Consider the following 25,591-nt stretch of genomic DNA (forward strand, 5'->3'; position numbering starts at 1 on the left):
CCTCCAGTGCCGGAACGGCCGGGAGGTCGGCGCCTACGGAAGGACGGGTTGTCTAAAGCGATGCGGATTCATGGAGCTGACGGCGCGCTTCGTCAAGTGTCTCGAGGATGGAGATGGTCTCGTCCAGAGTATGGAGGGGTGATTCAATACGGCCTTCACCAACGAATCGCGCCAATGCCGTCGCTTCCCAAGACAGCCCGGCCATGGACGTCACCCCGGTCGTATCGTTCCACACCATTGCGTCACCATCGTTGCCCGCGAGGCGGAAAGTGGTCGGCATGTAAAAGGAACCATCCATCTCGATACTCGCTTGTGTGCCGGAGATGACTGCGGTGGACGGAGTGCGGACGGCAAGACTGGTGGTGAGGGTGGATTGGACATCACGCCCATGTCCAAGCACAAGAGTGGAGAAGGCGTCGACGCCGGTATCGAGCAGACCGCCGATCGCCGTGATCGATTGTGGCTTCCCCAGTACCATCGAATCCAGTTGTACGGGGTAGATGCCGAGGTCGAGCAGTGCTCCTCCGCCCAGTTCACGGCGGTGAAGGCGATGATGCGGGTAGCCAGGAATGGCCTGGCCGTGATCGGCGACCACAGAACGGACATCCCCGAGGAACCCGTCGTTGACCAGAGTGCGCACCACGGAGGTCTGCGGTAGGTAGCGGCTCCACAGCGCCTCCATCAGTAGGACTCCGGCATTTTGAGCCGCCGCGGCCAGCGCTCGGGCTTCGTCGGCAGTGGTCGCCAACGGCTTTTCGATCAAAGTGTGCTTTCCGGCAGCGATAGACAGGCGCCCCAGCGTTAAGTGCTCACTTTGCGGCGCAGCTATGTAGACCACGTCAACCTCGGGGTCGGCGACGAGCTGCTCATACGAGTCGTACGCCCTGGCAATACTGTGCTGCACTGAGAATGATCGTGCACGGTCAGCAGACCGGGAGCCGACGGCGACGAATCGTTGGTCAGTGTGCTGGTGCATGGCAGACACGAAAAGGTCCGCTATCCATCCAGGCGCAAGCAGCCCCCAACCCAACGCCGGAGCGTCTTTGCCGGGGGAGAAGAGCTGAGGCTTGGGAAACGTGGCCGGAAACATCGATGGACCATTCCTTCATTCTGCGCCTTGGTGCGCAACGAAACTGATGGGGGGGAGCAGACAGCGGTCTTGGGGAAAGCGCAGCGGTGTCCCGGGCGTTGTTGTTCGGGAAGCCCGTCAGGGTGCGTCGTCGACGGCACGGAAGCGGCCTGTGCGTCCAGCGACAAGAAGCTTCAGAACGAACCCGATCCACCCTAAGGATTGCACCATTATCAAACAATAGCTACCAAAATAGTACATTGTACGCGGGTAGTCCAAGCGCCTTCGACGGGGACGTCGGCGGTTAGTCCGCGACTACGCCCTTGTCGTGGCTGGTCGCGGTTCCCACCCTTGACAATGACGCCGGGTAACCCTTCAATGTTTACGTAATCATTCGTCGGTGCAGACGATTTCGGGTGTTGGTGGGGCACTCCCTGGCAGCTGGTCGCTGCATCACGAGCACCCTAGAGATCGTGAGAACCACTCCATGGCAAACCATCTACGTCTGTGGGCGGGGGTCGCGGCTACGGCCGTGGCACTTACCGGCACAGTCTTGTCCAGCGCGCCCGTGATCGCCGCCGAGGCGCCCATTGCGAAGACGCTGATTATCGGGATTGACGGGGCAGCCTTCAATTCGCTGGGCCCGGCAGAGATGCCTCGGTTGGATGCCCTGCGTGCTCAGGGCACAACGTCGGTCAGCAACCTGTATACCCAGCCAATGGCGGAGACGTCCTCCGGGCCGGGATGGGCAACCATAGCCACCGGCGTCTGGCCGGACAAGCACAACGTCCTGGACAACGGGTTTGGCTCTCCAAAATTTGGCTCTTACCCGGACTACCTGACACGCATCAATGCGGCATCTCCGTCGCGCAAGACCGCGGCAATGGGAACGTGGCAGCCGATTACCGCCACCATTTTCGGTCCGGGTGTGGACGTGCGGACCAAATTCTCCACCGATGCGGACACAACGACAGCCGCAGTGGACGCAATCTCCACTGGCTCAGTTGACGATCTCTTCTTCTACCTGGAGGACGTGGACACGGTGGGGCACCGTGTGGGCACCGGCGGCGCTGACTACGGCGCGGCTCTTGCCATAGCGGACGCAAGGATTGGCCAAGTCATGGACGCGGTGGCGGCACGCCCAACCAATGAGGAATGGACGGTTGTTGTCACCACAGACCATGGTCACACCCCCGCAGGAGGCCACGGCGGAAGCTCCGCGGGGGAGCGGCGAGTATTTACCACGATGGTTGGCAAAGGAATCGCCGCGAACGTCACCCGGTACGACGAAAAGCTTGTGGACGTTGCCCCCACCATCATGGCCGCCGCGGGCGTGCCAGTGAAGTCCGAATGGAATCTCGATGGAACATCCGTTGGCAGCCTCATCCATGATGCCTTCGACTCTCTCCGCCCAGTTCTGCAGCCCGGCGTCGATGAGACCGCGATCCCCGCGGGCACTCTCGGGTGGACCAAGGCGACGCCCATGGGGTGGTCCATCGATAACTCGGCAATGCCCAGCGGTGGGACTGCGGAGTGGCGGGGGTGGACCTTTGCCACGGATGACTTCTGGTCAGCGGCCGATCGCGATCAGCGCCGTGAAACCACAGTACGTGGCCGCGACGTGATCGCGGTGGCTGACTCGGACGAATGGGACGACAAGCAGCACGCGTCCGGTCAGTTCGACTCGACGCTGGTCAGTCCCGCTTTTCCCGTTGACGGGCTGCGGCGCGCGAGCCTCAGCTACGCAACCAACTATGCCATCGATGGTCCCCAGTCAGCCACGGTCACAGTAACCTTCGATACCGGGGCCACCCAGACGCTGAAGAGTTACTCCACGGCGACGAATACGGTGGAGAAGCTGCCCTTCACTGTGCCCACAGGAGCCACGACGGCGCAGTTCCGGTTCCGTTACACGGGAGAGAACAGTTCCTTCTGGGCTGTGGACGCGGTGGGTATCCAGGACGCGATCGAGGCGTCCGACATCCGTTACGTGGTCAACGCCGGCGGACAGCAGACGTCTGACTGGCTGTCGCTGACCGGTGCGGCCGCCCAGGACGGCGGTCTCCTCAACAGTGCGGCCGATCAGCCCTTCGGTGCGGACCCGGCCGGCGGAGCGCCTTGGGGATACGAAAGCTCCGGTAGTGGGAGCAGCGGCGAATCCAGCGGGGACATGTTCTCAACGTTGCGGTACGCCGTGTCCAGCCGGGACCTGACCTACCGGTTCGGAAACCTTCAGCCGGGCATGTACGCGGTTCACGCCGGGTATGCCGATCCCTGGTCCTGGGACAATCGCGGCGCCAAGGTGACCATTAACAATGAGGTCCGCGAAGCCGACCATGACTACTCTTCGGAGAACCAGACCGAGGCCTACGGCAACGTCACCGTTGGCGAGAACGGCGAACTCACCTTTACGCTCAGCAAGACGCGCTCCTCTGATGTGCAGTTGAGCTGGCTCATTGTCAGTGCCGCGACCCCTGGGGAAACCGGTAACCAGCCCACGCATTCGGCCACCACCGCCGTGCGATGCATCGGAAACAAGGCATACCTCGCGGTCTCAGTGCAGAACACCATGGCAGAGGCTCTGACTATCGCTGTGGATACTGCGTACGGGGCCAAGTCCTTTGCCGGGGTAGCCCCGGGGAAGAGCGCTTCTATCGCTTTCAACAGCCGTGCCGCGGTGCTCCCAGCCGGCTCCGTCAGTGTCACCTCGGGTGTACCGGATGAGTCTGCGGGATTCACCTCGACAGTTCCTTACACCGGCGCCAACTGCCCGTAAGCGGCCGCGCCGGCCCGTTAGGCCAGTACGGTCGCGCTGCCCTAACGGGCCGGCGCGGCCGTGCTTTGGCGCACCATGAGGCGCGTCGGCACCGTGGTGACGGCGCTGGCCGGGGTGTTTCCGGCGATCTGCTGTAGCAGCTTTTCAATACTCACCCGGCCAACTGCGAGGAAGTCTTGACGGATGGTGGTCAGCGGAGGCCAGAAGGACGTGGATTCCTCGAGGTCATCAAATCCCACAACGCTGACATCCTCCGGGATGAGGCGCCCAAGTTCATGAAGGGCTCGCATTGCCCCGAGCGCCATCTGATCGTTCGCGGCGAAGATTGCGGTGACTTCCCGATCGCGGCCGAGCTCCATCCCCACCTGGTATCCGGATTCGGTGGACCAATCTCCATGAAGGACCGTGGGCGCTTCGATGCCTGCCTCGTCCAGCGTCCGTCTCCAGGACTCTTCCCGGTGCCTGGCAGAAAAGGAGGACACCGGGCCCCCTATGTGCCAAACCTGCTGGTGGCCTAGGTCGAGGAGGTGCTCGGTAGCAAAGCGCGCACCCTCGGCTTGGTCTGTATCCACCATGGGATAGCCGTAACCGGGGCTTGAGTCGATGACCACAGCGGGGAGGTCCTCGGGCAACGTAATGTCCGCACGATCAAACAGGTGCGCCTCGAAGATGATGACCACCCCGTCCACATCCTGTTCCTTCAGCCGGGTGTAGGCACCTGTCACGGTACCCGTAGTGGGATCGTGGAGGGGGATGAGGTTCACCGAGTAGCCGGCCTGTGACGCAGCCGTGGCGATCGCATCCAGGGTGCGTCTGTTGCCGTAGGTCGAGAGATTGAACATGATGACGCCTATGGATTTGAACTGACCGCTCTTGAGTGCGCGGGCGGCCCTGTTGGGTCGATAGCCCAGTTGTTTCATGGCGTCCAGCACCCGCTGCTTGGTCTTTTCTTCAACATTCGTCAGGCCGTTGGATACGCGGGAGACGGTCTGGGCGGAAACTCCGGCTGCTCGTGCAACATCGCCGATTGAGGGGCCACGTGCAGCTCGGGCACTCCTGACCAAGGCTGAATCGCTGGTGTGCGACGTGCTGGCAGGGCTAACACCGTCTGCGGCATCCTCTTGTATGTTCACCTAAACATGCTAATCTTCTTTCAAGAATGTTTGCGTAAACATAGCGAGAAGAGAAGAATTAATCATGACAACGACGTCGCCCGTGGCCGACGCTCCACCCTTGGTCCAATCCCGCAAGCGCGCAGGTCGATGGATGGGGTGGGCATTTGTGGGCCCGTTCATGGCTGTCTTCCTGCTGGTATTCGTGGCTCCAGTCCTCTACGCGTTCTACCTGAGCCTCTTCCAGAACCAGATGGTGGGCGGGGACAAGTTCGTTGGGGGAGCCAACTATCTTCAGGCACTTGGCGATCCCCAGTTCTGGGACTCCGTGATCAGGGTGGCCGTCTTCCTGGTGGTCCAGGTCCCCATCATGTTGTTCCTCGCCCTTTTCGCAGCCTTGGCACTGGACAGCGGACGTCTCCGCGCGTCGTCGTTCTTCCGTATTTCGGTGTTCCTCCCGTACGCGGTCCCCGCAGTGGTGGCGACGCTGATGTGGGGATTCATTTACGGCCCCAGGTTTGGCCTGTTCGGCAGCATCAACGACTTCTTCGGTTTGAACCTTGCGGAGCCCCTGTCTTCCAGCTGGATCCTCGCCTCAATCGGCAACATCAACACCTGGGAGTTCACCGGCTACAACATGCTGATCTTCTATTCGGCGCTGAAGGTCATCCCCGCCGAACTGTATGAAGCAGCAAATCTTGACGGAGCAGGCACGTTCCGGGTGATCCGGAGCATCAAGCTTCCCTCCATCCGCGGGGCTATCGGCATAGCGAGTATCTTCTCCGTCATAGGCAGCTTCCAGTTGTTCAACGAGCCGAACATCCTCAAGGCGTTGGCACCAAACTCCATCAGTTCCTACTTCACGCCGAACATGTACGCCTTCAACCTCTCGTTCGCAGGCCAGCAGTTCAATTACGCCGCAGCGATCTCCATCATCATGGGCGTCCTCACCGTGGTGGTCGCCTACGTCGTCCAAATCTCCGGCTCGCGAAAGGATGCCTAGCCCATGTCCGTACGTTTGAGCCCAGCCCATTCCAGCGATACCTCGCCCAAGCCGACACCGGCGGCTAGGCCCCGGCGATCACCTGCGCCTAGGTTGAACACCCGGCGCCACGGCGTCACCCGGAAGCGCAGCTCCGTTCTGCTCACCATCCTGATGGGGGTCATGGCTGTGTACGCACTGCTTCCCTTGTTCTGGCTCGTGGTCAATTCCACAAAGACCCAGACGTCCCTTTTCAGCTCGTTCGGCCTGTGGTTCTCCGGGGACTTCGCACTGTGGGACAACATTGTGGGCACCCTGACCTACAACGACGGCGAATTCCTGCGCTGGCTTGCCAACACCATGCTCTACGTCGTGGTGGGTGCCGGCGGGGCGACATTCCTTGCCACCCTGGCCGGCTACGGACTGGCCAAGTTTGATTTCCCCGGCAAACGCGGCGTCTTCGCAGTTGTTCTCGGTGCCGTGGCTATTCCAGGTACGGCGTTGGCAGTCCCGACGTTCCTGATGTTCAGCCAGATGGGGCTCACCAACACCCCGTGGTCGGTGATCATCCCGTCCCTGATCAGTCCGTTCGGGCTCTACCTGGTGTGGATCTATGCCCTCGAGTCCGTGCCGACGGAAGTGCTGGAGGCAGCCCGCATGGACGGAGCAGGGGAGTTCCGGACCTTCTTCACCATCTCGCTGAGAATGCTGGCGCCAGGCTTCATCACCGTCCTCCTGTTCACCGTGGTGGCCACGTGGAACAACTACTTCCTCCCCTTGATCATGTTGAGCCAATCAACCTGGTACCCGCTCACCGTGGGGCTCAACAGCTGGAACGCCCAAGCGACCACGGCCGGAGGCGAGGCCATCTACAACCTCGTCATCACCGGATCACTGCTCACCATCGTGCCCATCGTGGGGGCGTTCCTCTTCCTCCAGCGCTTCTGGCAGTCGGGATTGTCTGCCGGAAGCGTCAAGTAATAAGCCCCGACGACGGCGACCTCCCGCCGTCGTGAATCTCCCAAACCGCATCTGAAAGGCACCACATTCAATGAAGAACAATCATCGCTTCCGGCGGGCAGCCGGCGCCGCTCTGGCGGCAAGCCTCCTGATGGGTGGCCTCGCCGCCTGCAGTGGCTCCGGCACAACGGCCAACGCCGGGGCCGAAGGCGCCAGCGCCGAGGACATCGCGAAGGCACTGGACACCGAGACCACCCTCACAGTGTGGGGTTGGGCGCCGCAGCTCGAACCAATCGTGGAGGCCTTCGAAGCCAAGTACCCCAAGGTCCACGTCAACCTGGAAAACGTGGGAACGGGCAACGCCCACTACACCAAGCTGCAGAACGCTGTTAAGGCCGGAAGCGGGGCTCCGGACGTTGCACAGATCGAATACAACGCCCTGCCGCAGTTCGCCCTGTCCGATTCCTTGGTCAACCTGAAGGACTTCGGCGCGGAGGAGCTCAAGGACAATTACACAGCGTCAACTTGGGGCTCGGTGAACCTCAACGGTGGCGTCTACGCCCTGCCGCAGGACTCAGGTCCCATGGCCATGTTCTACCGGGCCGACGTCTTCGAAAAGCACGGCATCAGCATCCCCACCACGTGGGATGAGTACGTTGAAGCCGGCAAGAAGCTCCACGCTGCGGATCCCAAGGCTTACATCACCAGTGACACCGGCGATGCCGGTTTCACCACCAGCATGATCTGGCAGGCCGGCGGCAAGCCCTACACGCTGGACGGAAGCACCAAAGTAGCCGTTGATCTCCAGGATGAAGGCGCCAAGAAGTGGACCGGCACCTGGAACCAGCTGCTCAAGAACGATCTCCTCTCGCCCGTCACCAGCTGGAGCGACGAATGGTACAAGGGCCTCTCGGACGGAAGCATCGCCACGCTGATCATCGGCGCATGGATGCCCGCAAACCTCGAATCGGGTGCGGCAGGCGCGAGCGGTCAGTGGCGGGTAGCCCCAATGCCGACCTACGAGAAGGGCGCAGCCGCAACGGCTGAGAATGGTGGCGGTGGCGACGCCGTACTGAAGCAGAGCAAGAACAAGGCTGCGGCCTACGGCTTCCTCCAGTTCGCAAACGGCCCTGAAGGATCCAAGATCCACGCTGCAAACGGTGGCTTCCCGTCCACCACGGCCGATCTTGAGAGCGATTCGTTCCTGAACGCCGAGAACGCCTACTTCGGCGGCCAGAAGATCAACGAGGTCCTGGTGCAGGCGTCGAAGGACGTGGTGCCGGGCTGGAGCTACCTTCCCTTCCAGACCTACGCCAACAGCATCTACAGCGACACCGTTGGCCAGGCTTACGGCTCCAAGGGTGACCTGAACGACGGCTTGAAGGCTTGGCAGGACGCCACCGCCAAGTACGGACAGCAGCAGGGCTTCACCGTTACCACCAAGTAAGGCCGTGGCGCGGGTCCAGGGCGTCCCCCGGTCCTGGACTCTGCTCCACCATTTCAGATTGGATTTCCCCTATGCCAACCTTCACCATCGGCGAGCAGGACTTCATGCTCGACGGTCAGCCCCATCGGATTCTCTCCGGCGCTTTGCACTACTTCCGCGTCCATCCGGATCAATGGGCGGACCGGATCCGGAAGGCCCGGCAAATGGGGCTCAACACCATTGAGACCTACATTCCGTGGAACGCGCATGCTCCCTCCCCGGAGGTCTTCGATACCTCAGGTGGCTTGGACCTTGGCCGTTTCCTGGACCTCGTCGCTGCGGAAGGGATGCACGCGATCGTTCGCCCGGGGCCGTACATCTGTGCGGAATGGGATAACGGCGGGCTCCCTGCTTGGCTGTTTGACCGTGGCGCTGCTGCCATCCGGGCCGATGATCCCGTGTATATGGCAGCCCTCACCGAGTATCTCGAGCAGCTCGCACCCATCCTGGTTCCCCGCCAGATAGATGCCGGCGGTCCCATCATCCTGATCCAGATTGAGAACGAGTACGGTGCCTACGGCGCCGACCGTTTCTACCTGGAAAAGCTCGTCAAGGTCAACCGGGAAATGGGGCTGACCGTGCCGTTCACCACGGTTGACCAGCCGCAGGATGACATGTTGGCCAACGGCAGCCTCCCGGAACTGCACAAGACGGGCTCGTTCGGCAGCCGCTCTGCGGAGCGCCTGGAAACACTTCGCCGCCATCAGCCCACCGGCCCCCTCATGTGTTCTGAATTCTGGGTGGGCTGGTTCGATCACTGGGGAGCGCACCACCACACCACAACCGTGGAGCAGTCCGCCAACGATCTGGAGGTGCTGCTGGAGCTTGGCGCGTCCGTGAATATCTACATGTTCCACGGCGGCACCAACTTTGGATTCACCAACGGCGCGAACGACAAGGGTGTTTACCAGCCGATCGTTACCAGCTACGACTACGACGCCCCTTTGGACGAAGCTGGAAACCCGACGCCGAAGTACTGGGCCTTCCGCGAGGTTATTTCCAAATACACAACCCTCGACGACGACGACGTTCCGGCCCCGCCCCAGCTTGGTTCGGCACTGTCCGTCAACCTGACGCAATCACTGCCGCTGTGGGATTGCCTGGACAGGCTCGGGAAGTGGACCTCGCACGAGGGAATCCGCTCCCACGACGAGCTGGGCCACTACTCCGGATTCACTCTCTACCGCAGAGGAATCGAAGTTTCCGGCCACGCTGTGCTGGAGTTCGACGAAGTACGTGACCGGGCCCAGGTGTTCCTGGACAGGGTGCCGGTGGGAATCCTCTCCCGGGATCACCATGAAAGGTCTCTGGCGCTGCCCCATGACGCGGTTGGCACCTTGGAAATCCTGGTGGAGGACCAAGGGCGCGTGAACTACGGTCCCCGTTTGGGGGAGTCCAAGGGTTTGATCGGAAATGCCCGGATCAACGGAGAAACCCTCTGGAACTGGGACATCCTTCCCTTGGAACTCGACGACGCAGTTCCGGTCTCAGCGGCATTGGAGGAACAACCCTCCCTTCCTGACGTACCAGTGTCCGGGCCCGTCTTTGTCCATGGGACTTTTGACCTCCCCGGCGGTGGCGATACTTTCCTTTCCACCAAGGGTTGGACCAAAGGAGCGGTGTGGATCAACGGCTTCTGCCTGGGACGGTACTGGTCCCGAGGACCGCAGGCCACGCTTTACGTTCCAGGCTCCCTCCTGCGTAAGCACGGCAACACCATCACCGTGCTTGAACTCCAAGCGGCCACCCACAGCTCCGTTTCCTTCGTGGCCAGCAACGATCTGGGCCATACGGAGTTCTGACCATGACACTGACTCAAGCAATAACGGCAGGAATTGCTGCTCCGACCGGCCGTCAGTTTCGGATTTCCGCGGAATCGGAAACCGACGGCCGCGTGGTCACGGCGGTGATCACTGAGATCGGTGGCACCATCCGCAGCCTCACCGTGGACGGCGAGCCCTTGATCGAGGAGTTTCCCGAGTTCGGGCTTCCCAAACACTGCGAGGGGGAGCTCCTCATTCCTTGGCCCAACAGGGTCCGGGATGGGCGATGGTCGCATGACGGACAAGACCTCCAGTTGGCCATCAGCGAACCCGAGCGCAGCAACGCCATTCATGGCCTGGTCAGGCTGCGTCCCCACACGCTGGTTCGCCGGTCCGCCAGCGAGCTGATCCTTCAGGTTCGGATCTACCCGAGCGAGGGCTACCCGTTCGCTGTGGACGTGGAGACCACTTACTCGGTATCGCCGGAGGGGCTGACGGTCACCCATGCGTTGACCAACAAGTCAGGCACGCCCGCGCCTGCGGCCATCGGCGCCCACCCGTACCTGCGGGTTGGTTCTACGCCCATGCAGGAGGTTTCCTTGACCCTCAACGCTGCCTCATATGTGGTGGTGGATGAGCGTCTAAACCCCGTGGGCACGTCCCCTGTTTCCGGGACCCCCATGGATCTGTCCGCAGGGCCCAAAGTGGGCTGGCTGCACCTGGACACAGCATTCCTGGATCTCACTCCTGCTCCGGACGGAAGGTACCGGCACCTCCTGGAAGCACCCAACAGAGACGCCGTTGAGGTCTGGGGCGATGCCAACTATCAGTACGCGCAGGTGTACACCACTAAGAGCTATCCAGCGGGAGGCCACCGGACCGCGGTAGCGGTGGAACCCATGACGGCGCTCCCCAACGCTTTCAATTCCGGTGCCGGCCTGCGCTGGCTTGAACCGGGGGAGGAATGGATTTCGACCTGGGGTATTTCACACCGGTTCGGCCCCGCACAGGGCAACCACCATAGAGGAGACAACTGACCATGGCATGGCTAGTAACTGGAGGAGCCGGCTACATCGGCTCACACGTAGCCCAAGCACTCATGGATGACGGCCACGGCGTGGTGGTCATCGATGACCTGTCCAGCGGTAAGCGCGGATTTGTGCAGGAAGGTGCTGCTTTCGAGCAGGGATCACTGCTGGATACTGAATTCCTCAAAGAAGTATTCGATCGCAACGATGTGGCGGGCGTGATCCACCTAGCGGGTTTCAAGTACGCCGGTGTATCGGTTGAATGGCCGCTTCACACCTATTTCCAGAACGTCACCGGTACAGGAAACCTGCTCGCCGCCATGGAAGCAGCCTCTGTGCGCGCGATCGTCTTTTCCTCGAGCGCCGCCGTGTATGGGAATACGGATGTGGATCTCGTGACCGAATCGACGCTGACGAGGCCGGAATCTCCCTATGGCGAATCCAAGCTCATTGGTGAGTGGCTCATCGCAGACCAATCACGGGCAACCGGGCTTCGCCATACATCCCTCCGGTACTTCAACGTGGTCGGCTCCGGAATCGCGGACGTGGTGGATGTCAGCCCCCACAATCTGTTTCCCTTGGTCTTCCAAGCGCTGAAGGACGGCGCAACGCCAAAGATCTTTGGCACCGCATACGCCACGCCGGATGGCAGTTGCGTTCGGGACTACGTCCACGTTGCTGATGTTGCCGCGGCCCACGTGGAAGCTGCCCGGAAGCTCCAGGAAGGTGTTGACCTTGAGCCCGTCTACAACCTCGGCAGCGGCACCGGTGTATCCGTCCGTCAGATCATGACTGAAATGGCCTCTGTGACGGGGATTCAGTTCGCTCCACAAATTTGCGCAGCCCGGCCCGGCGATCCTGCCCGGATCGTCGCTTCCGGCGAACTGGCACGCCGGGACATCGCCTGGGAACCGAGGCATACGCTCCGGGACATGATCTCCAGCGCCTGGGCGGCAGCCGGGAACCAGAAGTTATCCACCCAATAGCACTGCAACGCACTATCCCAAAGGAACATCATGATCGAGGCGCCTGAACTTTTGGCAACCATCACGGCTACCAGCAAGACCACCATGGAGAATAACCTCAACGCCGCCATCCAGGCTGCGGAGCAGCGTGCGCGCAATGAAGGCCGCCGCGGGATCCTGGTCACGCGGCTGGACTATGCGTCCTACACGGTGGAACTCTCACCGGACGTGCCCTACGGCTACACCTATGAGAAGCATGACGCCTGAGGCGAAGGGATCGCGGGGCATGCCTCGCTCCGCCCGGCGGCGCTTCACTGTTCGAAGTCGTTCAGCGGATTCTGCCAGGATTCTGTTGTCATGCGTGCTGGTCGGCTTCAGCCTGGTGCTGGGGCTTACGCCGGGTTGGGCTTCGGAGATCAACGGCTCCGACATCAAGATCAGTGTTGACATTGCGCCGCGCACAGAATGTAGCGGTCAGTGTCTTCCGAACGGACTCCCCGCGACGGGCCTCGACCCCGTAGGGGCCCTCGTGGCTGCCGGGCTCTGCGGCGGGACCGGGGTGCTCCTCCTGTTCTTCGGTCGGGGGCAAACCGCCACGAGACGCCTTTCCACGGGCGGCTAGGCCGAGGACGCGACATCATGGATGCACGCCCGCCAAAAGGTACAAAAACCCCTTGCTGGGCACCAGTATTCCGTGTAAGTTTACGTAAACATTATTAGGAATCTTTGCACCTGGTTCCCTGAATCATCTGCTTCGATGCGCATAGCCGCGCATCGCCCAGCATGCCCGCCAACCCTCGAGGCAACCGCTCACAGCGGGCGAGGGAGGGTGGAATTTCGCCCAATGGGGCTCTGTATACGAGCACAGAGTCCGCCCTGGCGCTTCCCTTACCGACACCTCTGGACATGAATCTCCCCCGCATTGCAATGAAGGAGCAAGACGATGAGCAAAGCAAGCTTGATCGTAAGAATCTCAGCAGTTGCCGCTGGCACTGCCTTACTGGCCGGCGTGGCCGGAGCCGCACTGGCTGAAGAAAACCATGGCGACCAGGACGTCGACGTGAACGTGGCGATTGCGCAGATCGATGAGCCGGGAATTCTGGCCATGAGCGTGGCAGGAACCACGGCCACCCTGACGGAAGCCGGCTCGTCTCCCACCGTGCGCCAATTCACGGGTTCGCTGCCCACGGTAACGGTGACTGATACGCGACTCCCGGACCAGATCCCGGCCGGTGCCGGCTGGTACGTCATTGGTACATCCACCGACTTCACTGGAACCACGGGCCAGCCGGCGATCGGCGCTGGACATTTGGGGTGGTCCCCTTCGCTGATTAACGGTGGTGAATCGGGGCAGGTCGCCGAGGGTGACGTTGTGGAAACGGTCATGGACACGGGCGCGGACTCAGTTGGCCTGGTGGACCAGGAATTGCTGGCCCTGGCCCTGGACTCAGCAGCGATTGCGCCTGAAGGGCAGTGGACAGCAACGGCCGGATTGTTCCTCCGCACGCCTGCTACCGTCGCACCCGGTGACTACACTGCGAACCTGACGTTGTCGTTGTTCGAGTAGACGCTTTGCTGGTCCGGCCCCTGGGGGAGCCGGACTATTCTCTGTGTCCAGTATGAAAAAGTTGCAGAGGAATGTCCTGACTGCCGAATACAAGGAGCGCCCATTGATCCCCGAAATACCAGGACTGCCGCCCATGGAGTGGACCTCAACGCCCGGTCATGCCAGCTACGGCGAAGCGGACGGGACATTGGTGCTCACGGCAGCTCCCGGCGTTGATTGGACCAACGATTCCCTGGGCGGGGTGCCGCAACATGGCGCCACGGCACTGGGGTTCAGGGCTCCCGCGGCTTTCTCGCTCTCGGCCAGGGTCCTGGTGGCCTCACCCCGGACAACGTTCGACGCCGGCGTGCTGACATTGTGGGCGGACAGCGACCACTGGGCAAAGCTCTGCTTCGAGTATTCACCGCAGGGCGAAGCCATGGTGGTCAGTGTGGTCACCAACGGATTCTCCGACGATTCGAATGGGCCCGTGGTCACTGCTCCATGGGTTTACCTTCGCATCAGCAGGGTGGGCCCGGCATGGGCGTTCCACTCGTCAGCCGATGGCAGTGCGTGGGACTTTGTCCGCCTTTTCAGGCTGGAATCCGAGAAACCCGTGCACGTTGGCTTCATGTCCCAGGCGCCGATGGGAGAGAGCTGCGAGGCACGTTTTGATGCCATCACCTTGACGGAAGAACCTCCTGCGGACCTGCGCGACGGAAGTTAGTCCCGGTCAAACGGGTGCAGCGGGTGCCTGTGGATATCCGGATGCTTAGGTAAGCCAAACAAGGTAAGTTGGCATGGTGATTCCCTCCGTAGAACCTGCCATTGACCGCGCCCCCGGAGTTTCCAAGGAGATCGAGGACGCGGCCTGGTATGTGCTCGGTCCGGCGCTGCAGGGGAGACCTTCGGCGCTGGACGGACAGACGCTGACGTGGACCGCGGACGCCGCCGGTGAGCTCCTGGAACGGCTGGAACGCGGCGTCGAGGACTCCAAAGCCCCCATGATGACCAACCTGCGGCAGAACCTGGAAGGCGCGTCGCGTGAGGCCAAGCTGCTCGCGGTGGAATTGTTGTTCCTGCAATCGCTGCCGCTGGCGCATGAGGTCAAGTCCCTCAGGGTAAAGCGTGCCCGTGTTGCCGAGGCCGCATCCTGGGTTGAGCCGGCCATAGAGCTGCCGGAGGCCCTTTACGAGGGCATGACGGACCATGGCGTCATCCGGGACCGTACCGCTGAGTTCAACTGGACCATCTGGGACCACTTGAAGTGGCTGTGCCGCTTCGTGGCCCACGTGGACAGCCAGAGCACGGCCACCATCACTGAAGCCCTGGAAGACCCGCTGAAGTTCCACGAACTCGCGGCCGCTACACCTGATGACCAGCCCGCCCTGCGTCGCAGCATCGAATACCTGGTGTGGCCCAGCTACTTTGAGCCCGTGGTGGCCGACGTGGAGCGCCAGGAGATCCGGGACGCCTTTGCTTCACTGGTGGGCGGGGCCAAGGGCGATTCGGATGAGGACATCACCGCGGACATCCACCGCATCCGCCTGCACCTCGATGAGCAGGCAGGCCAACGCATCGACTGGTACGCGCGCCAGCTGGTGAGCCAATGGCGCAAAGTAGGGGATCCCGGGCGCCGCTCCTGGCTCCTGCGCACCCATCATGACAACGCGGACCTCCTGGCCGCCTGGGTCGCCGAGGAAAAAGCCACCCTGGACGTGGAGCACCTGCGCGCCCTGACCGCAGGCGTCACGGCGGGCGTGGTCCAGCACGCCGTGGACGAGGATTACAAGCACCTGGGATACGTCGAACGCGAGGACACGAAGACGGCTGTCTTCGCTTTCCTCACGGTCATGAAACCGGGCGATCTCACCCTGTACCAGCACGCCGGCCGGGTTCGCGTGGGCGTGGTCCTGGGCGAGCCCGAACACCACGAGGACAACCGCCGCATCCGCCGCAAGGTCCGGTGGTTCGATGACAGCTACGCCATCCCTGAGCTTCCCCGTCATGCCCAGCGTCAACTGTCCACCCCGGGGATCCTGGTGGACGTCACCAGGGTCATCCAGGCGCTGCAGGAACTGCTCCCGGTGGAAGCCGAAACCGACGGCGAGGACGAAGCGCCGCCCACCGCCGTCGTCGAGGTTGTCCAGCAGGGCTTCCGGCCGCTGACCGAGGAGTTCGCGGCGTCCCTGCACATGGACTTGGAACCGTTGAAGGAAATCTCGGAACTGCTCGAAGAGAACCGGCAGCTGGTCCTCTACGGTCCGCCGGGCACCGGCAAGACCTACCTGGCCAAGCACCTGGCAGCCGAGCTCGCCGGTGATCACACCGATGAACGGGTGAAACTGGTCCAGTTCCACCCCTCGTACGCCTACGAGGACTTCTTTGAGGGCTACCGCCCGGACAAAACCGACGACGGCCAGGTTTCCTTCAAGCTGGTCGCCGGACCTCTGCGCCGGCTCGCCGAGGAAGCTGCCAAAACGGAGAACGCGCACAAACCGTACTTCCTCATCATTGATGAAATGAACCGTGCCAACCTGGCCAAGGTGTTCGGAGAGCTGTACTTCCTGCTCGAGTACCGGGATGACCGGATCTACCTGCAGTACAGCCCCAACGAGCCCTTCAGCTTGCCGGACAACCTCTACATCATCGGCACCATGAACACGGCGGACCGTTCCATCGCCATGATGGACGCGGCAATCCGGCGCCGGTTCGCATTCATTGAGCTCCATCCCAAGGAAGAGCCAATCCGCGGCACCCTGCGTCGGTTCCTGGCGGCACGGGGTCTGGACACACTCAACGCGGACCTGCTGGATGCGCTCAATGATGCGATTGATGACTGGGACCGGGACCTGATGATCGGGCCCTCCTACTTCATGAAGAACGCTGCCCAAAACCCTGCGGGTCTCCGCCGGATCTGGAAGTACGAGCTCATGCCGCTGCTGGAAGAGCACTATCACGGGCAACTGAACCGGGCCCAGCTGGAGGAACGCTTCGGGCTGGACCAGTTGCTGGGACGTCTTGCAGCCCGCTAAGGCCATCCCGCCAAGGCCGGGCCGGGCGCCTGCCTCAGCGGCAAAGGCCCCAACAGGTCCCCGGCACATCGTCATGGACGAGCTCTCCGGCGGCGTGGTGGACAAACTCGACCCGGGATCCGCAGCGTTCATCAATACCAGCGGACTGGCCAAGGCCTCTCCCATGGGCCTGGGCCTCTACCGGATTGAACCGCTGGGCAAGGTGGGCTCGGTCCGCACGTCCACGGTGCAGCTGGAAGTCCGGCCCAAGGACCGCCTTGGCTTGAGCCGTTTGCTTTTCCTGCTCAGCTACGCCGGCGAACAGGGGTTTCGGGACCATTCCGTGGAGGCTGTGGAGCACCCGGACCTCTGGAGTGCGCTGGCCGAATCGCTGGCACAGTTGGCGGACCGGGCCCTCAACCGCGGAGTCCTGCAGGGGTACCTGACCGTTGAGGAGTCGCTGCGGACCGTCAAAGGCCGGATCAGGATCTCGGACCAGATCTCCCGGCGTCCCGGAATGATGGTGCCGTTGGAGGTTGCCTACGACGAATTCACCGAAGACATTGCTGAGAACCGGATCCTGCGTGCCGCACTGGAGCGGATGGGCAAGGTCCCCGGAGTCAGGCCCGATGTCCTGAGCCGCCTGCGGCAGCTCAAGGGAAAACTCGACGCCGTGACCCGGCTTCAGCCCGGGGCGCCGCTGCCGCAGTGGCGGGCCAGCCGGATGAACCTGCGCTACCACCCCGTGTTGAGGTTGTCCGAAGTGATCCTGCGCAATGCCTCCGCTGAAGCCGGCGAGGGCAAACAGCAAACAGCATCCTTTGTGGTGGACATGGCCCGGGTGTTCGAGGAATTCGTGGGAACTGCGCTGCGGGGGGCCATGAGCGCCCATCCGGGGGAGATGCGCCTTCAGTACGGTGCGTTGCTCAACGAGGCCGTGCACGACTCTGACCGTCTCACCGTGCGTCCGGACGCTGTCCATTTCCTGGGTGGACGCCCCGTGGTGGTGTACGACTCCAAGTACAAAGCTGCCTCCGACGCCGGTGCCTCGCTTAGTGCCGACCATTACCAGTTGCTGGCATACTGCACGGCGCTCCGGGTGCCTACGGCGTGGCTGGTCTACGCCGGCCGGGGGGACGTGAAATTGCGGCGCATCCTGAACACGGACATCGACATTGTGGAGTATCCACTGGACTTGTCACTGCCGCCGTCGGAAATCCTTGCAGCGGTGGCTGACCTCGCTGAGCAGTCCTGGGGTGAAGTAGTACGCCAGGCTGTGGCGGGTCGATCGGCGTCGGACTAGCCTGAAAGTACAACGGATTCGGAGCTAAAGGAGGCATGATGGCGGGCAAGAAATCATGGCGCGGGATGAGCAAGGGACAACGCATCTCATTGGTGGTCAGCGGGGCCCTGAACCTGGCATTGCTGGTGGCGGCGCAGCGCAGCATCGCCAAGACGCCCGATTCGATGATCAGGGGCAAGAAGGTGCTCTGGCGCGCAGTGTCCTTCGTCAACTTCTTCGGACCGGTCAGCTACTTCCTGTTCGGAAAGCGTCGCGAGGCGGCCTTGAAGAGCTAGGGAGAACTACGACGGCATTTTCACCGTAAAGGTGGTTCCCCTGCCCGGCTCGCTGGTCAGGGTGATGGTGCCGCCGTGTGCCTCCACAATCGCCTTGCTGATGGGCAGCCCCAGGCCGACGCCAGGGATGGCACTCTTGCGTACAGCACCGGCACGGAAGAACTTGGTGAAGGCCTCGGCCTGCTCCTCTTCGGTCATGCCCATACCGGTGTCCGTGACTCGGCAGAACACAAACTCTTCATCCTCCCAGGCCGCTACTTCCACATCGCCGCCGTCGGGGGAGTACTTGATCGCGTTGGACACCAGGTTGTCCAGCACCTGCGCGATGCGGGATGAATCGACACGGGCTTCCAAGGCCTCGGGGATGTTCATGGACAGCCGGATACCGGCCTTCGCTGCGCGTGGTTCAGCGGAGTTGACGCTGCCACGGACCAATTCGGCGATGTCCACCGCGTGGGGCTGGATGACGATGTGCCCGGAGCGTACTGCCAGGAGGTCCGAGACCAGGGTCAGAAGGCGCTCGGCGTTCCGCCGGACGATGTCCAGTTGCTTCCGGGCGCGGGCGTCAAGGGCATCGGGATCGTCCATGATCAGCTCCACATAGCCCAGGATGGACGTCAACGGCGTGCGGAACTCGTGGGACACATTGGCAACAAAATCGTCTTTGGCTGCCAAGGCGTTCACCAGTTCGGTGACGTCGCTGAAGACCACAACGGAGCCGGCGAACTTACCGTCGTCGTCCACCATGGGGCGGGCGCTTGCGGTAAAGGCGCGTTGGTCCGGCCCGGACCCCAACCACACCAGTTGATCCGTGAACCGTTCGCCCAGTACGGCGCGCCGCACGGGCCGGCGGTCCGCGTCCAGCGGCGTGGTCCTGTCAATATCGAAAATCAGCAACTGGGACTCGTTGGGGTCATCGTTATCCCGGGGGGTGGCCAGGATGTGCGTTTGGCGTTGGCGGCGGTTCATGAGGATGTCATGGCCCTCGCCATCCACAGCCACCACACCCAGGGGCAGCGCCTCCATCACGGTGTTGAGGAGCCGTTCCTGCTTGGTGCTGACATCCAGGGCGTCCTTGAGCGCCTGGTCCTTTTCCTCCAACGCCCGTTGCTGGCGGACCATGCTCAGGGTCAGGACGCTGACCGAGATCCCGATGCCGAGCATGAGGATGGGGAACAGCAGGGGTTTGGTGAGGTCCTGCTCGGTCAAGGTGCCACGAACGAACAGGGGAACCCACACGATGCCCAAGGGTCCGAGGAAGGACATGGAAATGGCCAGCTTGGGATATAGGCCCGAGGCACACAGCCAAATGACCGGCAGCACCACCAAAACGCTGAGGCCTGTGATGGACTCCACGGCGCCTTCGCGGGCGAAACCGATGGACACCATGTCCAGGATGGGGATGCTGAGGAAACTGGCAAAGGGCAACCGGTGCCACGGCACCATGACGCACAAAGCCAAGAGCAGTGCCTGGCTCAGCAGGAATATCAGAAAGAGCGGATTTTCCAGTGTGGCCGGGAAATACAGCCAGACCAGGATGGCAGAAATGCAAACACATACCGACAACGGCAGTTGGCTGAGGACAACCCGCATTCTCAGGGTATGTTCGTGGAAAGAGCGCTGAAAGAACAAGAGTTTCTTCTTTTCACCGATATCCCACGTCGAAGGGTGGGTCATGGCACATCCACCACGGATGCAGAAGAAAGTCGGTTCATGAGATCAGCCTAACCATAATGGATATACTTCTGAGGTTATCGAAGGGGCTGAGGGGCAGCGATGAGTGAAGTACGTGTGGGGCTGGTCATTGAAGATGACCAGGATATCCGTGAACTGGTAAGGGTTGTCCTATCCCAGGCAGGGTTCGATGTGCACACTGCGTCCACCGGTTCTGCTGGTGTGACGTCGGCACGGGAACTGAATCCGGATGTCATCACGTTGGACCTCGGACTCCCGGACATTGATGGCTTTGAGGTCGCCCGCCAAATCCGCAAGTCCTCGGATGCCTACATCATCATGCTCACTGCCCGCGCCGAGGAACTTGACACCCTCATGGGGTTGGAGGCCGGTGGCGACGATTACCTCACCAAGCCGTTCCGGCCCCGGGAACTGCGCGCCCGTGTCGAGGCCATGATGCGAAGGCCCCGCGCGTCGTCGGACTCCAAGAACGTCGCTGAACAAGTGGATCCCGAGGTGAGCCACAACGGCTTGGCCGTTTCCGCGGGCTCACGCACAGCCGTCCTGAACGGCCAGGAGCTGAAGCTCACACGGACCGAGTTCGACCTCCTGCTCGCCCTGCTGGAAACCGGACGGATTGTCCGGACCAAGGCGGACCTGGCGCGTCGCCTCCGTAACGAACCGTACGACGTCGGAAGTTACGTCAGCGACGCAGACGAACGGGCCGTCGAGGTCCATATGGGAAACCTGCGCAAAAAACTCGGCGACAGCATTCAGGCGCCCCGCTGGCTGGAGACGGTGCGAGGAGTCGGATACCGGCTGGCGCCTGCCTCCAGCAATAATTAAAAGACCCAAGCAGTTAGCAGTTCAGGCCGTTCAGAGTGCTCAGAACGGCCTGAACTGCTTTCTACCGGGGCTAACGGACGCGCAGGGTTACCGTGGTGCTGTGAGCTCGCGGATGGTCCCGTGCACGTAATTGTCGATCTCCTGGAGCTGTACCGCGAGTTCGTCCAAATGATCCCCGTTGGGCAGCAACCTGATGCTGATCTCCAACTCAGCGGCCAGGCGTTCCATGCAGATGGCGCCCACCATGTGGCTTGAGGTCTTCAGGCTGAGGACGGCGTCCATGGCGTCTTCAATGTCCAGGTTTTCCGAGGCAATGTGAAGGCGGTCCACGCGCCACGGCAGGAGCCCCACATAATTGCGGACGAACGTGGTGATGATGGCTTGGTCTCCGCCAAGCTCGGCCTGGAGTTCGGTGAGAACGGTGCGATCCACCAGGGAATCAGTGCACTCGTCGTACTCAGACACCAGACTCCTCCCGCCTCCAAACAATAGATTCACGATTCAACAGTAGGACCCCGCGAACCGGCAGGACGTCACAAAACGAAAGCTTGATCCAATCTTGAGCGGACTCAGAGGGAGTCTTGATTGCCGGCCCCCAGAGTAGGACAAGCAAAGGCAAGATCGTGGATCCGGGGGATTCCAGGCTTGTATCAAGGAACGGGAAAAGCATGAACAGCAGCGCACGTCCATCACCAGGACTGATGGTCATCATCGTCTTTTGCATGACCGTCCTCCTTGGCATAGGCGGGACTGCTGCCTATGCGCTTTGGGAGCAGGGCACGCACCCCTCGGGGGGAAATCAGTCCGTCAACTCTGCCCCGTCAGTTACCTCGGCGCCTTCGGGCCGCTGACGCCTTCCGGCCGGCTTCGGGCTACTAACGTCTTCCGGCGACTGCCGGCGCCCCAAAAACCTTGTGAGCCTCTCTTCCAGCACTGACCGGTCCTTCAATTCGCATTCCCACACCGTCAGTACCTCCCAGCCGTCCGTGGCGAGTTGCTCACGTTGCAGGGCGTCGCGCTGACGGGTACGGCTGCGCTTTGCTTCCCAGAACTCCGCATTTGCCGCAGGAGCGTGCTGACCGACCCGGCAGTCATGAAAATGCCAGAAACAGCCGTTGACGAAAATGACTTTCCGGCGTCCTGCAAACACCAGGTCCGGCCGGCCCGGCAGCTTCGTTGAGCCAGCTTGACCGTGCAGCCGATACCTGTATCCCTTGGCGTGCAGGAGCTTGCGGACCAGCAACTCAGGCTTGGTGTTCTTGCCGCGGATCTTGGACATATTGCGGCTGCGTTGCTCCGGCGTCAGGAGGTCCCGGCTCTGGCCCATGGGTCCAGCCTACCCAGGAGCTCAGGACGTCAGCCTGCCGTGCCGGGAGCATTCCGCGGTCCAGCCCAGAGGTGTGACCTGGACTTTCATGCGGCGGCGGCACTCCGGGCAAAAGCGGGGCGGCTCCATCGCCAGCCGCTGGTGGCAGCTTCGGTGGGCGTCCGACGTCGAACCGTCACTTGCGTCGTCGGCCACACCGCCGCAGTGCCCACAGAAGGGCGGGATCTGGGCGGTGGTCACAGGGACTTCTGGAATTCCTTGATGGGCATATTGAGCTCCACCAACAGGTTCAGGTCCGCGTTTGCCGGCCGGCCCAGCGTGGTGAGGTAGTTGCCCACGATGACCGCGTTGATTCCGCCGAGCAGGCCATCGCGCGTGCCGAGATCGCCCAGGGTCAGCTCGCGTCCACCGGCGTAGCGCAGCACAGTGCGGGGCATGGCGAGCCGGAACGCCGCGATGGCGCGGAGTGCATCCTTGCCGTCCATGATGCCCTGGTTTTCCAGAGGCGTGCCGGGGCGTGGGTTGAGGAAATTCAGTGGGACCTCATGGGGTTCAAGGGCGGCGAGTTGGGCAGCAAGTTCCGCCCGTTGCGCCAAGGACTCACCCATGCCAATCAGGGCGCCGCAGCACAATTCCATTCCGGCGGCCTTCACCATGGCGCAGGTTTCCAACCGTTCCTCGTAGCTGTGGGTGGTGACCACCTCCGGGAAGTAGCTGCGGGCGGTTTCCAGGTTGTGGTTGTAGCGGTGGACGCCCCACCCGGCCAACTGGTCCACCTGACGTTGCGTCAGCATTCCCAGGGAACACGCGATGTTGATATCCACTTCTTCCTTGATGCGGTCAATCGCGAACTTGATCTGGTTCATGAGCTTGATATCGGGACCCCGGACAGCTGCGACGATGCAGAATTCCGTGGCCCCCGTGGCCGCGGTTTCCTTGGCGGCTTTGACCAGCTCCGGGATGTCCAGCCATACGCCCCGGACGGGAGAATCGAACAGGCCCGATTGGCTGCAGAAATGGCAGTCCTCCGGGCAGCCCCCGGTCTTGATGGAGATGATGCCTTCCACCTCCACGTCCTCGCCGCAATGCTTGAGGCGAACCTCGTGGGCGAGCTGGAGGGCGGCGGGGATGGCGTCATCGGGAAGCTCCAGGATGTCGATCAGCTGGGCCTCGTTCAGGCCTGCTCCGCGTTCGAGGACCTGCTCCCGGGCGGTGTCCAAAATGGCGTAGGTGCTGGTTTCAGGGGCTTCATATGTTCCTTGGCTGGTCATGTCCTTGACGGTATCGGCGCTGGTGGGCGGCGGTTTTGTGGGGTCCGGACAAACGTGGATGGTTGGTTTTGGCAGAAGTTACAACCGTGAAACATGGACGTGACTGAATTGACGCGCTGCGTGACTAGCGTCGTGGGCGAGGCATGGACCACGACGAAAGCGACCACGAATGATCGACGACAAGACGAGTACCGCCACATTGGAACCGACGACGGCGGCCCGCACCGCCGTCGGGCCCGGCACCACATCTGCACCTGCGGCAGGCAACGCCGACGCCATGAGCGCTGCGAAGGAGAGCCTGGAGGATTACACGCTCCGGTTCGCCCCGCGCTCCTACCGGAAGTGGAGTGCCGGTGTTGTGGCCACGAGCGCACTGGGTGGCATCGCCTACCTGGCCGACTTCTCCATCGGCGCCAACATCGGCATCGCCTACGGAACGGTGAACGCCATCTTCGGCATCATCGTGGCTGCAGTGATCATCTTCGCTACCGGGTTTCCCTTGGCTTACTACGCAGCCCGCTACAACATCGACCTGGACCTGATCACGCGCGGCTCGGGCTTTGGGTATTACGGCTCGGTGGTCACCAACATCATCTTCGCCACCTTCACCTTCATCTTCTTCGCCCTCGAAGGCTCCATCATGGCCCAAGGCCTGCAGTTGGGCCTGGGCATCCCGCAATGGATCGGCTATGCGGTGTCCACCATCATCATCATTCCCCTGGTGATTTACGGGATGAAGACGCTCGCTACGTTGCAGGTATGGACGACGCCCCTGTGGCTGCTGCTCATGGTGGTTCCGGTGGGCTACCTGCTCCTGTCCCACCCGGAGAGCATCGATGCCTTCTTCGCCTTTACCGGGGCGTCGGGCGAGGGTGGTCCCAACCTGGCTTCAGTGATGCTGGCTGCGGGCGTCTGCCTGTCCCTGATGGCGCAGATTGCCGAGCAGATCGACTACCTCCGCTTCATGCCTCCCAAGACCGCTGAGAACAAGGGCGCCTGGTGGCGTGCAGTGATCCTGGCCGGACCGGGCTGGGTCATCTTTGGCGCCATCAAGCAGATCATCGGACTGTTCATTGCGATCTACCTCATCGCCAAGCTCGATCCCGCAGCAGCTGTGCACGCGAACGAGCCTGTCCACCAGTTCCTTGGGGTTTACGAAGAAATGATGCCGGCATGGCTTGCCATGACACTGGCCGTGGTGCTGGTGGTCATTTCCCAGATCAAGATCAACGTGACCAACGCCTACTCCGGCTCGCTGGCGTGGACCAACTCGTTCACCCGCATCACCAAGACGTACCCGGGCCGCATGGTGTTCGTGGTGGTCAACCTGGTCATTGCGTTGATCCTCATGGAATCGAACATGTTCGAGTTCCTCAACACCATCCTGGGTTTCTACGCCAACTGCGCCATGGCCTGGGTGGTGACGGTGGCCTCCGATATTGCCATCAACAAGTACCTGTTGAAGATCTCGCCCAAGGTTCCTGAATTCCGCCGCGGGATGCTCTACGCCGTGAATCCGGTGGGCTTCGTGTCCATGCTGGTGTCCGCAGGGGTGTCCATTGTGGTGTTCTTTGGAGCGTTCGGTGCAGCTGTCCAGCCGTTCTCGCCGATCTTCGCCGTGGGCCTGGCGTTGGTGTTGCCGCCCGTATTGGCCCTTGCCACGAAGGGCCGGTACTACCTCCGCCGCACCGACGACGGTATTGACCTTCCCATGTTCGACGCCGACGGAAACCCCAGCGACGAGAAGCTGCTTTGCCACGTCACCGGCCTGGAGTTCGAGCGCCCGGACATGCTCCGGTCCGCCCAGGACGGGCCCGACGGCGAACCCCAGTACATCTCGTCCCTCGCCTTGTCCACGGATAAGTCGGGCGGACTGGTGCTCCCGGCCCAAAAGTAGCCCCTGTCCACCTAACTGACATAGTGGGGTTCATGCAGAACGCCCCGGCTTCCATGAAGGGAACCGGGGCGTTCTGCTGTGTGTGGTTTGTGCTGTGCGGCTTACTTGTCGAAGGCGTCCTTCGCGGCATCCTTGACGTTCTCGCCGGCCTGCTTGGTTTTGGCTGCCGCCTGGTCAGCGACACCCTCTGCCTGCAGTTTCTCGTTATTGGTGGCGTCGCCCAAGGCTTCCTTTGCCTTGCCGGTGACTTCCTGTGCCTTGTTGCTGATCTTGTCTCCGAGTCCCATGGGCCCTCCT

At 62.0% G+C, this 25,591-nt stretch carries 22 protein-coding genes; 15 read left to right on the forward strand and 7 right to left on the reverse strand.

Features of this window, described 5'->3' with window-relative positions; genetic code table 11:
• Positions 1–52: 52 nt before the first annotated feature.
• Positions 53–1,090: a Gfo/Idh/MocA family oxidoreductase gene (locus tag LDN85_RS05510; RefSeq protein WP_026543158.1), complete on the reverse strand. Its 1,038-nt coding sequence runs from the start codon at positions 1,088–1,090 to the stop codon at positions 53–55.
• Positions 1,091–1,556: 466 nt separating this feature from the next.
• Here LDN85_RS05510 and LDN85_RS05515 point away from each other — a divergent pair, with 466 nt between their 5' ends.
• On the forward strand, positions 1,557–3,845 hold the full coding sequence (locus LDN85_RS05515; protein ID WP_081733632.1) for an alkaline phosphatase family protein: 2,289 nt from the start codon (positions 1,557–1,559) through the stop codon (positions 3,843–3,845).
• Positions 3,846–3,886: 41 nt separating this feature from the next.
• On the opposite strand, the gene LDN85_RS05520 is transcribed toward LDN85_RS05515, so the two are convergent.
• Positions 3,887–4,978, reverse strand: coding sequence for a LacI family DNA-binding transcriptional regulator (locus LDN85_RS05520; protein ID WP_346347058.1), 1,092 nt, complete (start codon positions 4,976–4,978; stop codon positions 3,887–3,889).
• 64 nt (positions 4,979–5,042) lie between these two features.
• Between LDN85_RS05520 and LDN85_RS05525 the strand changes: the two genes are divergently transcribed.
• The 12 genes from LDN85_RS05525 (at position 5,043) to LDN85_RS05580 (ending at position 18,279) form a co-directional block, all read left to right on the forward strand.
• Complete coding sequence (locus tag LDN85_RS05525) at positions 5,043–5,960, forward strand: sugar ABC transporter permease (RefSeq protein WP_026543156.1); 918 nt, start codon at positions 5,043–5,045, stop codon at positions 5,958–5,960.
• 153 nt (positions 5,961–6,113) lie between these two features.
• On the forward strand, positions 6,114–6,920 hold the full coding sequence (locus LDN85_RS05530; protein WP_223945426.1) for a carbohydrate ABC transporter permease: 807 nt from the start codon (positions 6,114–6,116) through the stop codon (positions 6,918–6,920).
• Between the two features lie 70 nt (positions 6,921–6,990).
• Entirely contained in the window at positions 6,991–8,346 is a 1,356-nt protein-coding gene (locus LDN85_RS05535) for a sugar ABC transporter substrate-binding protein (RefSeq protein ID WP_026543154.1), read from the forward strand.
• 71 nt (positions 8,347–8,417) lie between these two features.
• Positions 8,418–10,187: a beta-galactosidase gene (locus LDN85_RS05540; RefSeq protein WP_223944801.1), complete on the forward strand. Its 1,770-nt coding sequence runs from the start codon at positions 8,418–8,420 to the stop codon at positions 10,185–10,187.
• Between the two features lie 2 nt (positions 10,188–10,189).
• The gene (locus LDN85_RS05545) at positions 10,190–11,185 is read left to right on the forward strand and encodes an aldose 1-epimerase family protein (RefSeq protein WP_223944802.1); all 996 of its coding nucleotides are present in this window, start codon (positions 10,190–10,192) and stop codon (positions 11,183–11,185) included.
• A gap of 2 nt (positions 11,186–11,187) precedes the next feature.
• Entirely contained in the window at positions 11,188–12,162 is a 975-nt protein-coding gene (gene galE, locus LDN85_RS05550; RefSeq protein WP_026543152.1) for a UDP-glucose 4-epimerase GalE, read from the forward strand.
• A gap of 30 nt (positions 12,163–12,192) precedes the next feature.
• Positions 12,193–12,408, forward strand: coding sequence for a hypothetical protein (locus LDN85_RS05555; RefSeq protein ID WP_026543151.1), 216 nt, complete (start codon positions 12,193–12,195; stop codon positions 12,406–12,408).
• A gap of 676 nt (positions 12,409–13,084) precedes the next feature.
• The gene (locus tag LDN85_RS05560; protein ID WP_026543149.1) at positions 13,085–13,708 is read left to right on the forward strand and encodes a hypothetical protein; all 624 of its coding nucleotides are present in this window, start codon (positions 13,085–13,087) and stop codon (positions 13,706–13,708) included.
• Positions 13,709–13,760: 52 nt separating this feature from the next.
• Positions 13,761–14,414, forward strand: coding sequence for a DUF1349 domain-containing protein (locus LDN85_RS05565; protein ID WP_223944803.1), 654 nt, complete (start codon positions 13,761–13,763; stop codon positions 14,412–14,414).
• A gap of 73 nt (positions 14,415–14,487) precedes the next feature.
• Positions 14,488–16,722, forward strand: coding sequence for an AAA family ATPase (locus tag LDN85_RS05570; RefSeq protein ID WP_091551040.1), 2,235 nt, complete (start codon positions 14,488–14,490; stop codon positions 16,720–16,722).
• 73 nt (positions 16,723–16,795) lie between these two features.
• On the forward strand, positions 16,796–18,004 hold the full coding sequence (locus LDN85_RS05575; RefSeq protein ID WP_035761254.1) for a restriction endonuclease: 1,209 nt from the start codon (positions 16,796–16,798) through the stop codon (positions 18,002–18,004).
• A 65-nt stretch (positions 18,005–18,069) separates the two neighbouring features.
• On the forward strand, positions 18,070–18,279 hold the full coding sequence (locus LDN85_RS05580) for a PLDc N-terminal domain-containing protein (RefSeq protein WP_223944804.1): 210 nt from the start codon (positions 18,070–18,072) through the stop codon (positions 18,277–18,279).
• 6 nt (positions 18,280–18,285) lie between these two features.
• Here LDN85_RS05580 and LDN85_RS05585 read toward each other — a convergent pair whose 3' ends face one another.
• On the reverse strand, positions 18,286–19,956 hold the full coding sequence (locus tag LDN85_RS05585; RefSeq protein WP_223944805.1) for a HAMP domain-containing sensor histidine kinase: 1,671 nt from the start codon (positions 19,954–19,956) through the stop codon (positions 18,286–18,288).
• A gap of 99 nt (positions 19,957–20,055) precedes the next feature.
• On the opposite strand from LDN85_RS05585, the gene LDN85_RS05590 reads away from it, so the two are divergent.
• Complete coding sequence (locus tag LDN85_RS05590; RefSeq protein ID WP_223944806.1) at positions 20,056–20,799, forward strand: response regulator transcription factor; 744 nt, start codon at positions 20,056–20,058, stop codon at positions 20,797–20,799.
• A gap of 87 nt (positions 20,800–20,886) precedes the next feature.
• Here LDN85_RS05590 and LDN85_RS05595 read toward each other — a convergent pair whose 3' ends face one another.
• The 3 genes from LDN85_RS05595 to bioB form a co-directional block, all read right to left on the reverse strand.
• Entirely contained in the window at positions 20,887–21,264 is a 378-nt protein-coding gene (locus tag LDN85_RS05595) for a hypothetical protein (RefSeq protein ID WP_026543142.1), read from the reverse strand.
• Between the two features lie 334 nt (positions 21,265–21,598).
• Positions 21,599–22,126 (reverse strand): very short patch repair endonuclease, encoded by a 528-nt coding sequence (locus tag LDN85_RS05600; RefSeq protein WP_223944807.1) that lies wholly within the window; start codon positions 22,124–22,126, stop codon positions 21,599–21,601.
• Positions 22,127–22,362: 236 nt separating this feature from the next.
• Positions 22,363–23,397 carry a biotin synthase BioB gene (gene bioB, locus LDN85_RS05605; protein WP_223944808.1) on the reverse strand — a complete coding sequence of 345 codons (1,035 nt, stop codon included), beginning with the start codon at positions 23,395–23,397 and terminating at the stop codon, positions 22,363–22,365.
• A gap of 169 nt (positions 23,398–23,566) precedes the next feature.
• Between bioB and LDN85_RS05610 the strand changes: the two genes are divergently transcribed.
• The gene (locus tag LDN85_RS05610) at positions 23,567–25,294 is read left to right on the forward strand and encodes a hypothetical protein (RefSeq protein ID WP_223944809.1); all 1,728 of its coding nucleotides are present in this window, start codon (positions 23,567–23,569) and stop codon (positions 25,292–25,294) included.
• A gap of 101 nt (positions 25,295–25,395) precedes the next feature.
• Here the strand turns inward: LDN85_RS05610 and LDN85_RS05615 are convergent, their stop codons facing one another.
• Positions 25,396–25,581: a CsbD family protein gene (locus LDN85_RS05615; protein ID WP_018777112.1), complete on the reverse strand. Its 186-nt coding sequence runs from the start codon at positions 25,579–25,581 to the stop codon at positions 25,396–25,398.
• Positions 25,582–25,591 lie beyond the last annotated feature (10 nt).

This window comes from Arthrobacter sp. StoSoilB20, assembly GCF_019977295.1.
GTDB lineage: Bacteria > Actinomycetota > Actinomycetes > Actinomycetales > Micrococcaceae > Arthrobacter > Arthrobacter nicotinovorans_A.

Bases quoted from the DNA above. Each gene is read 5' to 3' on its own strand.
- LDN85_RS05525 (WP_026543156.1), top strand. From the start codon at position 5,043: ATGACAACGACGTCGCCCGTGGCCGACGCTCCACCCTTGGTCCAATCC.
- LDN85_RS05590 (WP_223944806.1), top strand. From the start codon at position 20,056: ATGAGTGAAGTACGTGTGGGGCTGGTCATTGAAGATGACCAGGATATC.
- LDN85_RS05575 (WP_035761254.1), top strand. From the start codon at position 16,796: ATGGACGAGCTCTCCGGCGGCGTGGTGGACAAACTCGACCCGGGATCC.
- LDN85_RS05535 (WP_026543154.1), top strand. From the start codon at position 6,991: ATGAAGAACAATCATCGCTTCCGGCGGGCAGCCGGCGCCGCTCTGGCG.
- LDN85_RS05600 (WP_223944807.1), bottom strand. From the start codon at position 22,126: ATGGGCCAGAGCCGGGACCTCCTGACGCCGGAGCAACGCAGCCGCAAT.
- LDN85_RS05515 (WP_081733632.1), top strand. From the start codon at position 1,557: ATGGCAAACCATCTACGTCTGTGGGCGGGGGTCGCGGCTACGGCCGTG.
- LDN85_RS05530 (WP_223945426.1), top strand. From the start codon at position 6,114: ATGGGGGTCATGGCTGTGTACGCACTGCTTCCCTTGTTCTGGCTCGTG.
- LDN85_RS05510 (WP_026543158.1), bottom strand. From the start codon at position 1,090: ATGTTTCCGGCCACGTTTCCCAAGCCTCAGCTCTTCTCCCCCGGCAAA.
- LDN85_RS05565 (WP_223944803.1), top strand. From the start codon at position 13,761: ATGAAAAAGTTGCAGAGGAATGTCCTGACTGCCGAATACAAGGAGCGC.
- LDN85_RS05610 (WP_223944809.1), top strand. From the start codon at position 23,567: ATGATCGACGACAAGACGAGTACCGCCACATTGGAACCGACGACGGCG.
- LDN85_RS05555 (WP_026543151.1), top strand. From the start codon at position 12,193: ATGATCGAGGCGCCTGAACTTTTGGCAACCATCACGGCTACCAGCAAG.
- LDN85_RS05570 (WP_091551040.1), top strand. From the start codon at position 14,488: ATGGTGATTCCCTCCGTAGAACCTGCCATTGACCGCGCCCCCGGAGTT.
- LDN85_RS05545 (WP_223944802.1), top strand. From the start codon at position 10,190: ATGACACTGACTCAAGCAATAACGGCAGGAATTGCTGCTCCGACCGGC.
- LDN85_RS05585 (WP_223944805.1), bottom strand. From the start codon at position 19,956: ATGACCCACCCTTCGACGTGGGATATCGGTGAAAAGAAGAAACTCTTG.
- LDN85_RS05560 (WP_026543149.1), top strand. From the start codon at position 13,085: ATGAGCAAAGCAAGCTTGATCGTAAGAATCTCAGCAGTTGCCGCTGGC.
- galE (WP_026543152.1), top strand. From the start codon at position 11,188: ATGGCATGGCTAGTAACTGGAGGAGCCGGCTACATCGGCTCACACGTA.
- bioB (WP_223944808.1), bottom strand. From the start codon at position 23,397: ATGACCAGCCAAGGAACATATGAAGCCCCTGAAACCAGCACCTACGCC.
- LDN85_RS05615 (WP_018777112.1), bottom strand. From the start codon at position 25,581: ATGGGACTCGGAGACAAGATCAGCAACAAGGCACAGGAAGTCACCGGC.
- LDN85_RS05580 (WP_223944804.1), top strand. From the start codon at position 18,070: ATGAGCAAGGGACAACGCATCTCATTGGTGGTCAGCGGGGCCCTGAAC.
- LDN85_RS05540 (WP_223944801.1), top strand. From the start codon at position 8,418: ATGCCAACCTTCACCATCGGCGAGCAGGACTTCATGCTCGACGGTCAG.